The 13,955-nt window shown below is 58.8% G+C and carries 16 protein-coding genes; all 16 read left to right on the plus strand.

The window, feature by feature from the left end; genetic code table 11:
• Positions 1-16: 16 nt before the first annotated feature.
• The 16 genes from C8N36_RS05070 to C8N36_RS05145 all read left to right on the plus strand — a co-directional run bounded on the left by C8N36_RS05070 (position 17) and on the right by C8N36_RS05145 (position 13,952).
• Entirely contained in the window at positions 17-667 is a 651-nt protein-coding gene (locus C8N36_RS05070) for a DUF1441 family protein (protein ID WP_097804776.1), read from the plus strand.
• On the plus strand, positions 636-2,777 hold the full coding sequence (locus C8N36_RS05075; RefSeq protein WP_170125807.1) for a terminase gpA endonuclease subunit: 2,142 nt from the start codon (positions 636-638) through the stop codon (positions 2,775-2,777). Before C8N36_RS05070 ends, C8N36_RS05075 begins: the two co-directional genes overlap by 32 nt.
• 56 nt (positions 2,778-2,833) lie before the next feature.
• The gene (locus C8N36_RS05080; RefSeq protein WP_097804774.1) at positions 2,834-3,244 is read left to right on the plus strand and encodes a hypothetical protein; all 411 of its coding nucleotides are present in this window, start codon (positions 2,834-2,836) and stop codon (positions 3,242-3,244) included.
• Between the two features lie 11 nt (positions 3,245-3,255).
• Positions 3,256-3,702, plus strand: a complete 447-nt coding sequence (gene ssb / locus C8N36_RS05085) for a single-stranded DNA-binding protein (RefSeq protein WP_097804773.1) — start codon at positions 3,256-3,258, stop codon at positions 3,700-3,702.
• Positions 3,703-3,790: 88 nt separating this feature from the next.
• A complete protein-coding gene (locus C8N36_RS05090) occupies positions 3,791-4,336 on the plus strand; it encodes a hypothetical protein (RefSeq protein ID WP_097804772.1) in 546 nt (181 codons plus the stop codon).
• Positions 4,333-5,865, plus strand: a complete 1,533-nt coding sequence (locus C8N36_RS05095; RefSeq protein WP_097804771.1) for a phage portal protein — start codon at positions 4,333-4,335, stop codon at positions 5,863-5,865. Before C8N36_RS05090 ends, C8N36_RS05095 begins: the two co-directional genes overlap by 4 nt.
• A gap of 3 nt (positions 5,866-5,868) precedes the next feature.
• Positions 5,869-7,809, plus strand: coding sequence for a phage major capsid protein (locus C8N36_RS05100; RefSeq protein WP_097804770.1), 1,941 nt, complete (start codon positions 5,869-5,871; stop codon positions 7,807-7,809).
• A gap of 3 nt (positions 7,810-7,812) precedes the next feature.
• On the plus strand, positions 7,813-8,085 hold the full coding sequence (locus C8N36_RS05105; RefSeq protein WP_097804769.1) for a hypothetical protein: 273 nt from the start codon (positions 7,813-7,815) through the stop codon (positions 8,083-8,085).
• Positions 8,075-8,299, plus strand: a complete 225-nt coding sequence (locus tag C8N36_RS05110; RefSeq protein WP_097804768.1) for a hypothetical protein — start codon at positions 8,075-8,077, stop codon at positions 8,297-8,299. Before C8N36_RS05105 ends, C8N36_RS05110 begins: the two co-directional genes overlap by 11 nt.
• Entirely contained in the window at positions 8,292-8,627 is a 336-nt protein-coding gene (locus tag C8N36_RS05115) for a head-tail joining protein (protein WP_097804767.1), read from the plus strand. Before C8N36_RS05110 ends, C8N36_RS05115 begins: the two co-directional genes overlap by 8 nt.
• 1 nt (position 8,628) lies before the next feature.
• Positions 8,629-9,018, plus strand: a complete 390-nt coding sequence (locus tag C8N36_RS05120; RefSeq protein WP_097804766.1) for a hypothetical protein — start codon at positions 8,629-8,631, stop codon at positions 9,016-9,018.
• Positions 9,015-9,401, plus strand: coding sequence for a hypothetical protein (locus tag C8N36_RS05125; protein ID WP_097804765.1), 387 nt, complete (start codon positions 9,015-9,017; stop codon positions 9,399-9,401). Before C8N36_RS05120 ends, C8N36_RS05125 begins: the two co-directional genes overlap by 4 nt.
• A gap of 115 nt (positions 9,402-9,516) precedes the next feature.
• Positions 9,517-11,598: a phage tail tape measure protein gene (locus C8N36_RS05130; RefSeq protein ID WP_097804764.1), complete on the plus strand. Its 2,082-nt coding sequence runs from the start codon at positions 9,517-9,519 to the stop codon at positions 11,596-11,598.
• A 36-nt stretch (positions 11,599-11,634) separates the two neighbouring features.
• Entirely contained in the window at positions 11,635-12,321 is a 687-nt protein-coding gene (locus C8N36_RS05135) for a DUF2460 domain-containing protein (RefSeq protein ID WP_097804763.1), read from the plus strand.
• A 136-nt stretch (positions 12,322-12,457) separates the two neighbouring features.
• Positions 12,458-13,333, plus strand: a complete 876-nt coding sequence (locus C8N36_RS05140; protein ID WP_097804762.1) for a DUF2163 domain-containing protein — start codon at positions 12,458-12,460, stop codon at positions 13,331-13,333.
• Positions 13,326-13,952, plus strand: a complete 627-nt coding sequence (locus tag C8N36_RS05145) for an NlpC/P60 family protein (RefSeq protein WP_170125808.1) — start codon at positions 13,326-13,328, stop codon at positions 13,950-13,952. Before C8N36_RS05140 ends, C8N36_RS05145 begins: the two co-directional genes overlap by 8 nt.
• Positions 13,953-13,955 lie beyond the last annotated feature (3 nt).

The following is a 13,955-nucleotide window of genomic DNA, read 5'->3' on the forward strand; positions in this document are numbered from 1 at the left end:
AAAGAAAGGGGAGGAGATGACGGCTTCTAATCTTCGTCCTTTCACCGCCGAAGAAGCCGCACTGATTGAGCGGTTTCCGCTGCCAAAGGGTGTGCCGGATGCGGTTGTGAACAAGTCGCAGCTTGAGGTTGGGCTTGGGGTTTCGGGCACCACGATTTCCGCATGGCTCCGGCGCGGTGAAAATCCACTGCCCTTTGAAACCGCCGGGGCAAATGGCCGGTCCTATGAGTTTCGTTTGTCGCTGGCATTCGCTTGGATGAAGGCAATGCGCGCCGATGAGGAAAGCGCCAAGGCTGCGGGTGACGCGGCAACGGCGCAATTGTCCTTGGCCTTGCTGGGCGGCGAAACCGCATCGGGCGAAAGCGGCAAAATGAGCCTGACCGATCAGCGCAAGCTTTTGGAGCTTGAGGCCATCCGCCGGGTTGAGGCAGAAAAGCGCAACAACCTGATCCGGTTTGAGGATGTGCAAGCCGGAATTGAAGATGTGTTTGCCGCTATCCGCGACGGATTGGATGCGCTGCCGGACCGCTTGGCGCGCGAACTCGGCCTTGAGGGGCGCGATCTGGAAAAGGTTGAGCGCGCCTGTGACGATGTGTTGTCACAAGCCGCGCAAAAGGTGCATGAGGTGGTTGGCGATGGCAGGGAAAGCGACGGAAACGCTCTTTGATATTGAGCCATTGCCACCCTTTTGCAGCATCGAAAAAGCGATAGCTGCGGCGCTACCGGTCTTGCAACCACGGGCGCGGGTCAAGGTGTCACAAACGGCCCCGCGCCGCATGATCAAATCGGGCGGGCAATGGGTGCCATGGCGCGCGGATGTTGCGCCCTACATGACCGAACCCATGGATGTGACCACATCGCGGCGCTTTGATAGCATCGCTTTTGTTGGCCCGGCGCGGTCTTCGAAATCTGAGGGGCTGGTGATCAACCCGCTGGTGCATGCAGTGCTGGCGCAGCCCCGCGTTGTGGCGATGTTCTCGCCAAGTAAGGGCGCTGCAAAGGAATGGTCAGAAGGCGCGCTTGATGAGCTGATCCGCAATAGCCCTGAGCTGAAAGCCAAGCTGGGCACCGGCAAGGGCGCGGACAACATTTTTACCAAGAAATTCACCGGCGGCACGCGCCTGACAATTGATTGGCCCGTTGGTGACAAGCTGGCGCAGCGGTCAATCGCCCTGTGCATCGGTACGGATTACGACAAATTCCCCGCCGATATCGGGCGCAATGCCGAGGGTGAAGGCGAAGGCAGTGCCTTTAACCTGATGCGCAAACGGACAGAGGATGCCGGATCGCGGGCCATGACCATTGTTGAAAGCTCGCCGCGCTTTCCGGTGATTGATGATGAATGGACGCCGGACACGCCGCACGATGTGCCAACCGTATCGGGCGGGATTGTGCCGCTTTATGCCAAGGGGTCGCGCGGGCGGCTTTATTGGACGTGCCCGCATTGCGCCCATGAATTTGAGCCGCGCTTTGATCACTTGCGCTACCCGGATACAGGCAGCGCCGCCGAGCGCGGGGCAGCGGCTTTTATGCTGTGCCCAAGTGGAAACGGATGTGTGATTGAAGCGCGGCACAAGGCGGATCTGAACATAGGCGCGCGCTGGTTGCATGAGGATACCGGCGGCGCATTGGTGCCTTTGGATCAGCTCACCCGCGAGGTGGCCACCGCATCTTATTGGTTGCCCGGTCCTGCTGCCGCGCTGGCGAGCTGGGCCAAGATTGTGAGCCGTTTTATTGAGGCCGAAGGGGTCTATGAGCTAACCGGCGATGAAGGGGATTTGAAATCCATCACAAATGTTGAGCTTGGCTTGCCCTATTTGGCGCGTGCCCGTGCGGTTTCGGCTGGGCTTTCGGTGGATGCGCTCAAAGCTGGCGCTACTGATCACGCTTGGCAAGTGGCCCCGGCCAACACTGCCTTTCTCACCGCCGCTTTCGACGTTCAAAAGGGGCGGTTTGTTGGTCAGGTAGAAGCGTGGTCACTGGATCTTGAGCGGGTGGTGATTGACCGCGTTGATGTGGTCAACCCGCCCGATACCGCGCCAAACCCAAAGGGGCGGCGCATCCAGCCGGAAATGTATGGCGAGGATTGGGACGCACTCTTGCCGCATATGCTCAAATCCTATCCGGTTGCGGGGGCGGATCATGCCTTGCAGATCCTTGCTACGGTTTGCGATTTGCGCGGTGAGCCGGGGGTGACGCCGCGCGCGCGGGATTTCTACCGCAAGATGCGGCTTGAGCATCCCAACCGGTTTTATCTGGTGATGGGCAAAGGCAAAGACACAACCCCGCGTGCGGTGCTGCGCACGCCTGAAAGCGCGCATCGCGGCAAAGAGCATGTGGCGCGCGATGTGCCTGCCATCACGGCGGGCACGGATCGGCTCAAAGATGAGGTTGCCGCATCGCTGATGCGCGAGGCTGGCGGGGCGCGAAAGCTCAATATTTCCAAATACGCCCCGCATGAGGTGTTCGCGGAATACTGCGCCGAACGTCGGTATGAGGGCGGATGGGCCAAGCGCCCCGGCCAACTGCGCAATGAAGCGCTGGACCTGTCGGTCTATTCGCTGGCGCTGGTGATCGTGTTGGAAGCCGAAGCGCTTAACCACGAAAACCCGCCCGCTTGGGCGCTGCCGGGTGCGGGCAATATGATGGCGATCACGCTGGATAAGTCCGAATATCGCGATGTAACGGGCGGGCAAACGAAGCCTGAGCAGGCACCGCCCAAGCCGCCGAAAAAGAGCGGCTGGGCGGTGAAGAAACCCAAAAAACGAAACTGGTGATCGGGCGTGGGTCGCGCCCGATCTAAAGGGTTGTCCTTAGATCGGCGGTGGTTGGCATGAGCGTGATTGAGCGGTTTTCGTATGGCGAATACACGGTGCATTTGGCCAATCCCGGCCACACATGTCGGGTGAAAAACTCCGAAAAGGTCTCTAAGTTTGAGCGCCTGACTGTCTCGCGCCCGATGGCCAAGATCTTTGATCCGGGCGGCAATGCAGTTGAGTGCGCTCCGCTGGATTGGCCTGATGTGCAATCGGGTGATTGGGCCGAAAATACCCGCCGCCGGATAGATGCCGGGGTGCGGGCTGCGGTGCGGGTGGGTCAAGTCAGATTGGTTTGTGATGATGGTTCGGTGCCGGATGCGGGCTGGATGCGCGACACGCCAGATAATCGCGCCGCGCTGTTCAAGAAATCCAAGCGGATGTTCCATCGCAGCAAAACAAACACATGGATGCAATTTGCAAACTAGAGGAGGCTGTCATGCTGAATGAAGTCAAACTGGTTGGATACCTCGGGCGCGATCCTGAGGTGCGGACCTTTCAAAATGGCGGCAAGGTTTGCAATCTGCGCATTGCCACCTCTGAAAGCTGGAAAGACCGCGACACAGGCGAGCGCCGCGAAAAGACGGAATGGCACAGCGTTGCAATCCACTCTGAGGGTTTGGTTGGCATTGCCGAGCGATACCTGCGCAAAGGCTCAAAGGTGATGATCAGCGGCAAGCTGCAAACCCGCAAGTGGCAAGATCAAAGCGGCGCAGATCGCTATTCGACTGAGATTGTTTTGCAAGGCTTCAAGGCAACGCTTTTGATGTTGGATGGGCGCGGATCTGGTGAGGGATCGGGGCAATCTGATCGCGGCGGGTCCGGCAGCGGCGGTAGTGATGGCCCGCCACCCGCGCGCGATATTGATGATGAAATTCCATTTTGATGCCTGACGTGATGCACCCTGAGGCGCTGGCGCTGCTTTTTACGGCGGCGCTTTTGTCTGCGAATTGGCCCCGGTTGAGGTAAGTTTTATGACCCTGAAAAACTGCATTCCCACAACATTGGTCGCGGGCGATGGTTGGGCGTGGCTGGATGCAACAGCCTTTGCTAGTCACCCGCCCGCTGATTGGTCGCTGCGCTATGTGCTGCGACCACTGGCGGGCGGCGCATCTGTTGAAATTGACGCGATTGCCGGGGCAGACGCCTATGAGCTGCGCCTTTCATCCGCGCAATCCGCCGTCGTGCCGCCGGGGCAATTCACTTGGGTTGCGCTGGCGTTTCATGGTGCAAGCGGGGATCGGGCGACACTTGCCACTGGCCGGGTCGAAGTGTTGCCAGATCCGGCGGCGTCTACGGGTGATCAACGTTCCAGCGCCGAGCGGATCTTGGATGCGATCAAAGCCACGCTTGAGGGGCGCGTTTCCAAAGATGCCGAAAGCTACAGCATCGAAGGGCGCAGCATTTCGCGAACGCCCATCGCGGATCTGCTCAAGCTGCGCGAGGTCTACACCCGCGAGGTGCAGGCCGAACAAAACCCCGGCGCATCGCCGTTTCAAATCAGGAGGGTTAAGTTTTGAACCTATGGCCTTTCAACTCAAAGCGCTCTGAGACGCGGATTGAACCCAGCGCACCCGCGCCAAAGCCCGCACCGGAAACAGCTCCCCAGTCTCACCGCCGATCTGCGCCGCTGCAAACGCGGTCCTATCGGGCGGCGCGCCCGGATCGGCTGGCCTCTGGCTTTAGCATGTTTGGCGACACAACCCGCCAAGAAATGCGCCAAGATGCGCGCGGGTTAATTCAGCATTCCCGCCACGCCGCGCATAACTTTGATTTCCAGCGGTCCTATGAAATGTTGTTTCGCCGCCATGTGATCGGGCCAAGCGGTATCCGGCTGCAAATGAATGTCCGCGATCCAGATGGCAAAAAGGATGATGGCGCAAATCGCACCATTGAAAGCGCTTGGGCCAAGTGGGGCAAGATGGGCACGCCGTCCCGGTGCGGGCGTTTGTCGTGGCACGGGGTTGAGTGCCAGATGGCCACCGGAATTGCCCGCGAAGGCGGTGCTTTTATGCGCTTTCATGAAGGTGCCGGGCGCGGCGCATTTGGGTTTCAGGTGGAACCGGTGCTGTTTGATCGGCTTGATTTGGATCTGACCACGCCCTTGCCCGGCGGCGCATATATTGAGGCCGGAATTGAGTTTGATCAGAGTGATCGCATTCTTGCCTATCATATGTGGAACCGCCCCCATAGCGAGGCGCATCGCGGCACCGCCCAAATTCGCGAGCGTATCCCGGCAAGCCGCATGATCTATGTGCTGATCCCTGAGGAAATCGCCCAAGTGCTGGGGGTTCCAAGATCAGCCACCGCCCTGCGCCTGATGAATATGAGCGAAAGCTATCAGGAAAGCGCCATGACAGCGGCCAACTATGGCGCGGCTGCGATGGTGTTTTTCAAGCAAGAACATACTGGCGGGCAGATTGGCAGCGCGGTTGAGGATGCGCCCTTTGATGAGATTGAGGCGGGCACGGTGACGATGATGCCGCCAAGTGTTGAGCCGGTTTTCAACACGCCGCATTATCCTGAGGCTGCGATTGAACCGTTTATGCGCCACATGGGCACCAGTCAGGCGGCGGGCATGGGTGTTGCTTATGAAACTCTGACTGCGGATCTGAGCCGGGCCAATTTCTCAAGCCTGCGCGCAGGCAAAGGTGAAGAGCGCGATGAGTGGCGGATGCTGCAACGCGCGGTTTTTGAGGGGCTGCATGATCGGGTGTTTGCCCGCTGGCTGCGCATGGCGATGCTGTCGGGCCGCTTGTCCTTGCCCTTATTCAAGCTGGATAAGTTTGACGCGGCGACATGGCGTCCGCGCGGCTGGCAAAGCGTCAATCCCAAAGATGATGCCACCGCCAATGCGGCGGATCTGGCCAGCGGCGCGCGGTCACTAACAGAAATTGTAGCAGAGCGCGGGCGATCCCTTGAGGACGTGCTTGATGAGCGCAAGGCCGAATTGGAGGCCTTCAAAGAGCGCGGCTTGCCGGTGCCCGAATGGTCGCCCAAGCCTGATGATGGCGTGCCGGGCGACTTTGACCCCCCGAAAAAGGAATAGTGCATGAGCCGAAAAATCCCGGCCTTTGCCCAGCGTATGGGTGAAATCACAACGGATGTTAAAGGGGCGGCTTCGGCTGCTCCTTCCGATTCCAGAGATATCGAAATCTCATTCTCAAGCGAGGCGCGTTACCTGCGCCATGATTTTGAGCGCGATCAGGATTTCTGGGAAGTGCTGGGCCATGGGCCGGATGAGGTGGATCTTTCCTTTCTCAATTCCGGTGCGGCCCCTCTGCTCAAAGATCACATGCCGATCTTGGATGCCAAGATTGGCGCGGTCACGCGGGCATGGATTGAGGACGGGCGCGGCAAGGCAACCCTGCGGTTTTCCGACACGCCCGATGGCAATGCCTACCTTGCCCGCGTTCTATCCGGTGACGTGACTTGCGTGAGCACCGGATACGCCATCAAGCGCGCCGAACCGGCCCCGGATGAGGATGGCAAACCCGTTATCCGCGCCACGCTTTGGATGCCCAAAGAAATCTCATTTGTCGCGATCCCTGCTGATCCGTCCGTTGGTTACGGTCGGGCCGATCAGGCACGCGCGGCCACAATTACTGTCTCTGAAAAGGAAGCTGATATGCCCAATTCAAACCCCGCCGTTCAAGCGCAGCCAACCAATCCTGCGCCCGCCGCTTCGGCAACTCCTGCCGCGCCCCATGCCCGCGCGGCAAATCCAGAAACGCAAACCCCTCTCCAAACTCCGCCGCAAGATCTAGTCGCGGCTGAGCGTACCCGGTCTGCCGAAATTCGCGGGATCGCGCGCCAGTTTGAAATGGCTGACGATGCGGTTGAGGGGGCGCTGACACGCGGCACAAGCGTTGGGGCGTTTCGCGAGCAAGTGATGAACCACATCGCCAGCGACGAAGAGCAAACCAAACGCAGCAATGCCACCCGTATCGGCATGAGTGAGCGTGAAACCCGCGCCTTTAGCGTCACCAATGTTGTGCGCTTTTTGATGAATCCAAGCGACCGAAACCGCCAAGCTGCGGGTTTTGAGCTGGAAGCCTCTGGCGCGGTGGCGGATCTTTTGGGCCGCGATGCTGGCGGCGTGTTCTTGCCCTCTGATGTTTTGATGGATGGCAATTATATGCGTTCGCAAAACACAGGCACCCCGGCGCAAGGCGGCGTGCTGGTCGCCCAAGATTATCGCGGCGGATCTTTCATCGAAATGTTGCGCAACCGCATGGCGCTTTCGGGTCGTGGCGTGCGGATCCTGCAAGGGCTAAAAGGCAATGTTGATATCCCCAAGCAAACCGGCACCGGCACCTTTTATTGGATTGGTGAAGATGAGGATGTTGCTGATACAGAGGCCAACTTTGGCCTTGTTAGTATGACGCCGCATTCGGCTGGTATGGCCATCCCAATGACCCGCCGGATGGTGCAGCAAGGTAGCCCCGATATTGAGGCGCTGGTGCGTGATGATCTGTTGCGCGGGCTTGCCATCGGCTTGGACAAAACCGCATTGGTTGGGCACGCTTCACCGGATGCGCCAGAGGGGCTGCGTGACAAGCTCTTTGCCAACGCCACGGATTGGGCAGATAGCGCGGCATTTCCAAGCTTTGCGGAAATTGTCGCGATGGAAACAGCCGTGGCGGCGGGCAACGCTGATGTGGGTGATCTGGCTTATATTTACAGCCCGCACACATCGGGATATCTGAAAACCACACCCAAGTTTGCGGGTGGGGAAACCGCCATTGAAGAGCGCGGCGTTGTGAATGGCTATGAGCGCGTAACAACCAATCAAATGGCCACCGGCGAAAGCATTTTTGGCAACTGGTCGGATCTGATCATTGGCATGTGGTCCGGTTTGGATCTGCGTGTTGATACGGCCAGCAAAGCCGCCAGTGATGGCAAGGTGCTGCGGGTGTTTACCGATATCGACACCGCTTGCCGCAACACCGCGTCCTTTAAAATGGGCAAGCCTGACACGGTGCTTTCTTAAGCGATGCGTTGGCTTGAACCTCATGCAAAGGCCATCGCGGCCTTTGCTGTCCCGCCACTTGCCATATTGGCGCTGGCGGTTCTCGTTCGCGGGTTTTCGATGCCCGTGGTTGCCTTGTCCCTGATCTTTGGTTTTTGGACCTCTGCCTTCACCGCCGCTGCGGTTTGGTGGGTGCCTAACCGTGTCAATGGATACAGCGTTTCTTACATCGCCAGCATGTTGATTGATCGGGGCATTGCCCCGGCTGGCAAACCAAAGAGGTTTGATGATGGCTGAACACTTCAAAGCGCGCCATCCGGTGAAGGTTGGCGGCAAGCTGATCGGCAAAGGTGGCGGTGTTGATCCGGCCAAGATTGATCCGGTGCGGTTGGCCCGATTGCAGGAAAAGGGGCGGATCGGCGCGGATGATGATCCGTCTTTGACCAACCGCGCGCAAGCTGGCGGTCGCCCATCGGCGGCGGATGTTGTCAAGGTTGCCAGCGATGATTGAAGGCCTTGATGAATGGGCCGTGTTCACTGATCCGAATGATTTTGGTGAACACGTTACGATCACCCGCGCCGGGCAAACGCCTGTGCAAATCACCGCGCTGTTTTCGGCGGCGGGTGTGGTTGAGGCAGATGGGTTTCAGGCGGGCGTGGCCACCACTGAACCGGTGCTGACCTTTGGCGCAAGCGCCCTGCCGTTTGACCCCGCACAAGATGATCAAGTGACCCTCAGCCGATCCCATCCGGGCTTTCCGGCGGGCACGGTGCTGCGCATGGCGCATGTTCAACCGGGCGGCTCTGGCCAGATCCGGGCAATTCTCGAAAGGATGTAAGATGCTGAAAGGCAAAGATGGAATTATTCGTGTGGGCGGTAGCCTTGACCGCCTCGGCGGTGTGCAAAACTGGAACATTGACCCCCAAGTTGATGTGGTTGCGGGTTGGGGAATGGGCGATGCGGCTGAAGAGGCGTTTTCGACAATCTCGCGCTATTCAGGATCTATGGAAGTCTATCTGGATCACGCGGACCCTTCCGATGATATCAACCCCGGCGATGTGATGGATGTGGATCTATACCCCGGCGGCGAAACCTCAGGTTCGGGCTATTACTCGGGCAGCATCCTAGTGACCGGCACGCCCATGTCAGGCTCCAAGGATGGCATTCCAACCAAAACAATCAATTTCCGCAATTCCAGCGGCGTTTTGACAAAGGCAACCGTTGCATGACCCAACTCGTTTTGAACGCGCTCACCGATCACTACAACCGCCTGCGCCTGCAATGTTATGTGGTGCCCGGCATTACCCAAGCCGATGGCGGGCCGCTTGAGATCTACTATGATCCGCCAACCAATGCGCAGGGCAATGAGATCCAAACCCGCGCCAAGGGCAACACTGCGCTCACCACGCTTTACACTGTGCTGTTGCTGGCCAAGGACAAAGACGGAAATCGGCTGTTTGATGATAGCGCGGGCACTGTCCAAGCCTTGACCGAAAATGTGCCGGGCCGCGTTCTAACCGGCATTGCCGCTGCAATCATGACGTTTTCCGATGGGGCCAAATTGGGAAACTCTTCAAGTCCAGCCCCGACGCCCGATTTATCTACGGGTTAGCGTTAAGGCTGGGCAAGTTCCCAAGCGAAATTGAACAGCGCCCGATTGAAGAATTGCGGGCGCTGCATGCTTTTCTGGACTGGGAAAAGCAAAACCAACCTGAGGGGTGATTTGAATGCTGGGCAAGGTCAAAGATCTGTTTTTCTCAATTGATGGCAGGGACAACACCGGCCCGGCGTTTGGGTCTGTTAATCGCCGCTTGCGCGAAACCGATGGGCTATCAGCCAAGGTGTCCGAGCGCGTTGGCCGAGCTGGCAAAGGCATGGTTGCCTTTGGCGCGGCGGGCACTCTTGGCACCGCCGCCGTGGTGGCGGGGTTCCGCGATGTGGTTGGGCTGTATGATGAGCAAGCGCGGGTTGAGGCCAAGGTTGCAACGGCGGTGCAAGTCACCGGCGGCGCTGCTGGGTATTCCGCCGATGAGCTGTTTAAAATGGCGTCCGGCTTGCAAGATGTGTCGCGCTTTGGCGATGAGGCGATTTTGAACGGCGTGACGGCGCAGCTTTTGACCTTCAAGGAAATCTCGGGCGATGTTTTTGAGGATGCGCAAAAGTCGGTGCTGGATCTGGCCACGGTCTTAGATGGCGATTTGCAAAGTGCTGCGATCATGATGGGCAAAGCCTTGAATGACCCCATTGCCGGACTGTCTGCCATGTCGCGTGCGGGCATTACCTTTTCGGACGCGCAAAAGGACGTGATCAAGGATCTGGCCAAAACCGGCGACGTTGCCGCCGCGCAGCGGATGATCTTGGATGAAATCGCCAGCGCCTATGGCGGGCAAGCTGAGGCCGCGCGGCAAGCGGGCGCAGGCATTCTGGATGCTTGGGGCAACACTTGGGGCGATGCAAAAGAGGTGATCGGCGGCGTTGTGGTTGAGATCCTGCCGCCGGTGATCGAAATGCTTGAGGGCATCACAGGTTGGTTTCAAGCGCTGGAACCTGAGGGGCAGCGCAACGTTGTGATGATGGGCGCGCTGGCGCTGGCTATCCCGCCGGTGACTATGGCGCTTGGCTTTATGGCAATCGGGATTTCAGCGTTGACCGGACCAGTTGGTTTGGTGCTTGGCGGCATTTCTGCCTTGGCTGTCGCTGCCGGATTGCTTTGGCCCGCTGCCGATGATGCAACCGCCTCAATTGATAAGCTGACCACGGCCTTGGATGAGGAAAAAGTGGCGCTTGCGGCGCTGATTGGGCCAACCGGAACCAATATCAATCTATCGGCAACCGCCGCCTCTCAAAAGCTGATTGAGGCAAATTCGCGCTATGCGAATATCAAAGCCATCGCGGCTGAGGCGCAAGCGCTGGCCAAGGCGGAATTTGCCAAGGCTGAAAGCCGGATTGAGTTTAACGTGGCGACTTCGGGGATGGATTTTGGCCCCGGTGATGGTGCGGATTACTTCTATTCCGGGCCGCGATCTGTTGCGGATGTGATTGGCCCGCAAGCGGCTGAGGCGCAATTGCTGCGCGCGCGGGCTGAGGGGCAGCTTGAGCGGGTTGAGCAAGAAATGGCGGCGCTGTCTGAAATGGCAACCACGGCAAGCGGGGCAGTTGTTGATTTTGGCGGCTCGCTGGACGAAATCAATGTGCCTGCCGCAAAACTGACTGAGGCGATTGGCGGCGGTGGCGGCGGATCATCCAAGGGTGGCGGCGCGGCTGGCACCGGCTTGGTTGGTGCGGTGAATGAGCTGACCGGCGCAACCGAAGAGCTGGCGGAAACCAAGGGTTGGGATACTGTCAAAGACAACTTCAAATCCCTGATCCGCGATGGCCAAAGCTGGGAAACCACATGGCAAAATATCCTTGGCGATGCGGTTGATCACCTCTTTGATTTGGCATTCTCGCCCGCATGGGATGCGCTGTTTCAAAACCTGAGCGCTATGAGCGGCGGCGGCGGTGCTGGCGGCGGTATGCTAGGCGGATTGGTTTCCGGCGCTGGCAATTGGGTCGGCAATGTTCTTGGGCTTGATACCGGCGGCGATGTGACTGTGAGCGGCAAAGGCGGTATGGACCGCAACCTAACGGTTTTGCGCACCTCGGATGCTGAACAAATCAGCGTGCGCCGCCCCGGTGACAGTATGGGCGGCGGCGTCACAATCAACATGAATATCCAAACGCCGGATGTGCAGGGCTTCCAATCGAGCAAAGCACAGATCGCGCACCAGATGCGCGGCGCGATGGGCGCGGCGCAACGCACTGCCTAACACGTCGCATCCTGACACGTCATTTAAGGGGGCGCTATGAGCCATCTGAATATCGAATTTCCGCGCAATGTTGCGGCGGGCTGTCAGGCTGTGATTGCCCGCCGTGATGAGGTGGTGACGCTGGCCAGCGGGCATGAGGAAATCAATCAACGCTGGGTGCATTCCCGCCGCTCTTGGAATGCCGGATTTGGGATCAAAACCAAACAAGATCTGGCGCAGGTCGTGGCGCTGTTTGAAGAGGCTCGCGGGCGGCGGCACAGCTTTGGGTTTCGCGATTGGCAGGATTGGCACAGCAATGATGGCAGCGCGCCGATTACAGCCACGGATCAACCGCTTGGCGCGCTGATCGCCAATAGCACGGAATACGGCGATGCGGTTGGCGATGGCACCACGCAAAGCTTTCAACTGGTCAAATCTTACGGCGCAATCAACCGCTATCTGCGCCCCATCACCTTGCCACATCTGGCGGGGCTGCAAGTGGCCATCAATGGCGTTCCGCAAGCCTCAGGTTGGAGCCTATCTGCCACCGGCGGGCGCATCAGTTTTGACACCCCGCCGCCCGATGCTGCCACCCTCACCGCCGGGTTCACTTTTGATGTGCCCGTGCGGTTTTCTGAGGCGCAGATTGCAACGGAATGGGTTTATTTCAATGCGCAACGCGGCCTTGGGTCGGTTCCGTCGATTGGGTTGCTGGAAAAGCGCATGGACGCGCAAGCGGGCTGATTATGGGTCGCATTTTGAATTTGGCGGCGCTTTGGTGTCGCCGGTGCCGAACCTGCCGCATTGTTTTGCGCGGCGGCGTTGCGGTTTGTGCTGGTTGCGGCGGGCCGGTTGGCGATGATCCAAACAAGGAAAACCCATGACAACTTACGAAGACGCTTTGCGCAGCGGCAGCACCTCGCTTTGCCGCTGCTTTCATTTGACGCGCGCGGATGGCGTTGTGATGGGGTTTACCGATCATGATGTTGATATCCAATTTGAGGGCGTCACCTACCACGCTGAAACCGCGCTGAGCGCCTCGGATGCCTCGCAATCTCTTGGCCTGTCGCCAGATGAGCTTGAGGCAAGCGGCGCGCTGTCTTCGGATGCCATCGCAGAGCCGGATATTTTGGCGGGCCTGTATGATGGCGCAGCGGTTGTTGTTTGGGATGTGGATTTCTCAAATGTGACGGTGCGCCAAATCTTGGGCAGCTACCGCATTGGCGAAATCCAGCGCGGCGCATTGGCGTTTCAAACTGAGCTGCGATCTATGGCGGCGGCGTTAGAGCAAGAGGTTGGCGAGGTTTATACCGCCACTTGCCCGGTGCGGATGCTGGGCGATCATCGCTGCAAGCTGGATCTGAGCCATTGGAGCGCGCCCGCCACGGTGATCAACGTGCAAGGGGCTGAGATTGTAGTGAGCGGCCTAGATGCTTTTGACGATGGGTTCTTTGATCGCGGCACGGTGGCTTGGCAAACCGGCGACAATCTTTTTGATCCCGGCGATATCCATTCAACGGCGCAGGTTGGCGATCTCGTCAAGATAGCCTTGTGGCGCATGCCGGGCCGCGCCATCGCGCCGGGCGACACGCTGCATGTGACTGCGGGCTGTGATCGCACCGCTGAAACCTGCCGCACCCGCTTTGATAACTTGCTGAACTTTCGCGGGTGCCCGCACATGCCGGGCAGCGGTTTTGCGTCTGAATATGCCAGCGACAATAGCACCGATCAAACCGGGGGAAGCCGCTTTGCTTGATTTCACCAGTTCCAAAATTATCAATCCGGGCCTTGTGTTGGCCCATGCGCGGGCATGGATCGGCACGCCTTTTGTGCCTCAGGGCGATTTTCGCGGGGCTGGCGCTGATTGCGTTGGCTTGGCGCGCGGGATCTTGCGCGAGCTGAGCGGCAAATACCTGCCCGCGCCCGCATGGCGCAATGATTGGGCGGCGGTGCAAGGTGAACCAATTCTTGACGTTTTGCACGCCAATTTGGTGCCTGTGAGCGCCCCCAAGCCGGGCACAATCGCGGTGTTTCGCGTAGGGCATAAACGTGCCGCACATTTGGGGATTTTGTCCAAGCGCGGGATCATTCATGCGCTGGATGATCATGGGGTGATTGAGGTGGCGCGCGATGGCTTGCCGCCGCTGACAAGCCTTTGGGGCTTTCCGGTGACTGAGGGCTGTGAGACCGGCCCTGATGATATCAGCCCGAATAATTGCCTTGTGATTATCTGCCCGTGCGGCGGAGGATATTACGGTGAAATCACCGTGATGAACGACGGAACACCCCTTGCGCAAACCGGGGTGTTTCAATCCCAGCGCGGCGCGATTGATGCGCTATCAAAGGTCTATCCAAATATTGAAACGGTGGATTAACGC

The organism is Pelagimonas varians (assembly GCF_003208435.1).
Taxonomy (GTDB): domain Bacteria; phylum Pseudomonadota; class Alphaproteobacteria; order Rhodobacterales; family Rhodobacteraceae; genus Pelagimonas; species Pelagimonas varians.

What these genes read in the sequence shown, in the direction of transcription:
- C8N36_RS05090 (WP_097804772.1), top strand. Translation starts at nt 3,791, where the DNA reads ATGACCCTGAAAAACTGCATTCCCACAACATTGGTCGCGGGCGATGGT.
- C8N36_RS05100 (WP_097804770.1), top strand. Translation starts at nt 5,869, where the DNA reads ATGAGCCGAAAAATCCCGGCCTTTGCCCAGCGTATGGGTGAAATCACA.
- C8N36_RS05125 (WP_097804765.1), top strand. Translation starts at nt 9,015, where the DNA reads ATGACCCAACTCGTTTTGAACGCGCTCACCGATCACTACAACCGCCTG.
- C8N36_RS05140 (WP_097804762.1), top strand. Translation starts at nt 12,458, where the DNA reads ATGACAACTTACGAAGACGCTTTGCGCAGCGGCAGCACCTCGCTTTGC.
- C8N36_RS05075 (WP_170125807.1), top strand. Translation starts at nt 636, where the DNA reads ATGGCAGGGAAAGCGACGGAAACGCTCTTTGATATTGAGCCATTGCCA.
- C8N36_RS05110 (WP_097804768.1), top strand. Translation starts at nt 8,075, where the DNA reads ATGATGGCTGAACACTTCAAAGCGCGCCATCCGGTGAAGGTTGGCGGC.
- ssb (WP_097804773.1), top strand. Translation starts at nt 3,256, where the DNA reads ATGCTGAATGAAGTCAAACTGGTTGGATACCTCGGGCGCGATCCTGAG.
- C8N36_RS05130 (WP_097804764.1), top strand. Translation starts at nt 9,517, where the DNA reads ATGCTGGGCAAGGTCAAAGATCTGTTTTTCTCAATTGATGGCAGGGAC.
- C8N36_RS05115 (WP_097804767.1), top strand. Translation starts at nt 8,292, where the DNA reads ATGATTGAAGGCCTTGATGAATGGGCCGTGTTCACTGATCCGAATGAT.
- C8N36_RS05105 (WP_097804769.1), top strand. Translation starts at nt 7,813, where the DNA reads ATGCGTTGGCTTGAACCTCATGCAAAGGCCATCGCGGCCTTTGCTGTC.
- C8N36_RS05120 (WP_097804766.1), top strand. Translation starts at nt 8,629, where the DNA reads ATGCTGAAAGGCAAAGATGGAATTATTCGTGTGGGCGGTAGCCTTGAC.
- C8N36_RS05135 (WP_097804763.1), top strand. Translation starts at nt 11,635, where the DNA reads ATGAGCCATCTGAATATCGAATTTCCGCGCAATGTTGCGGCGGGCTGT.
- C8N36_RS05080 (WP_097804774.1), top strand. Translation starts at nt 2,834, where the DNA reads ATGAGCGTGATTGAGCGGTTTTCGTATGGCGAATACACGGTGCATTTG.
- C8N36_RS05070 (WP_097804776.1), top strand. Translation starts at nt 17, where the DNA reads ATGACGGCTTCTAATCTTCGTCCTTTCACCGCCGAAGAAGCCGCACTG.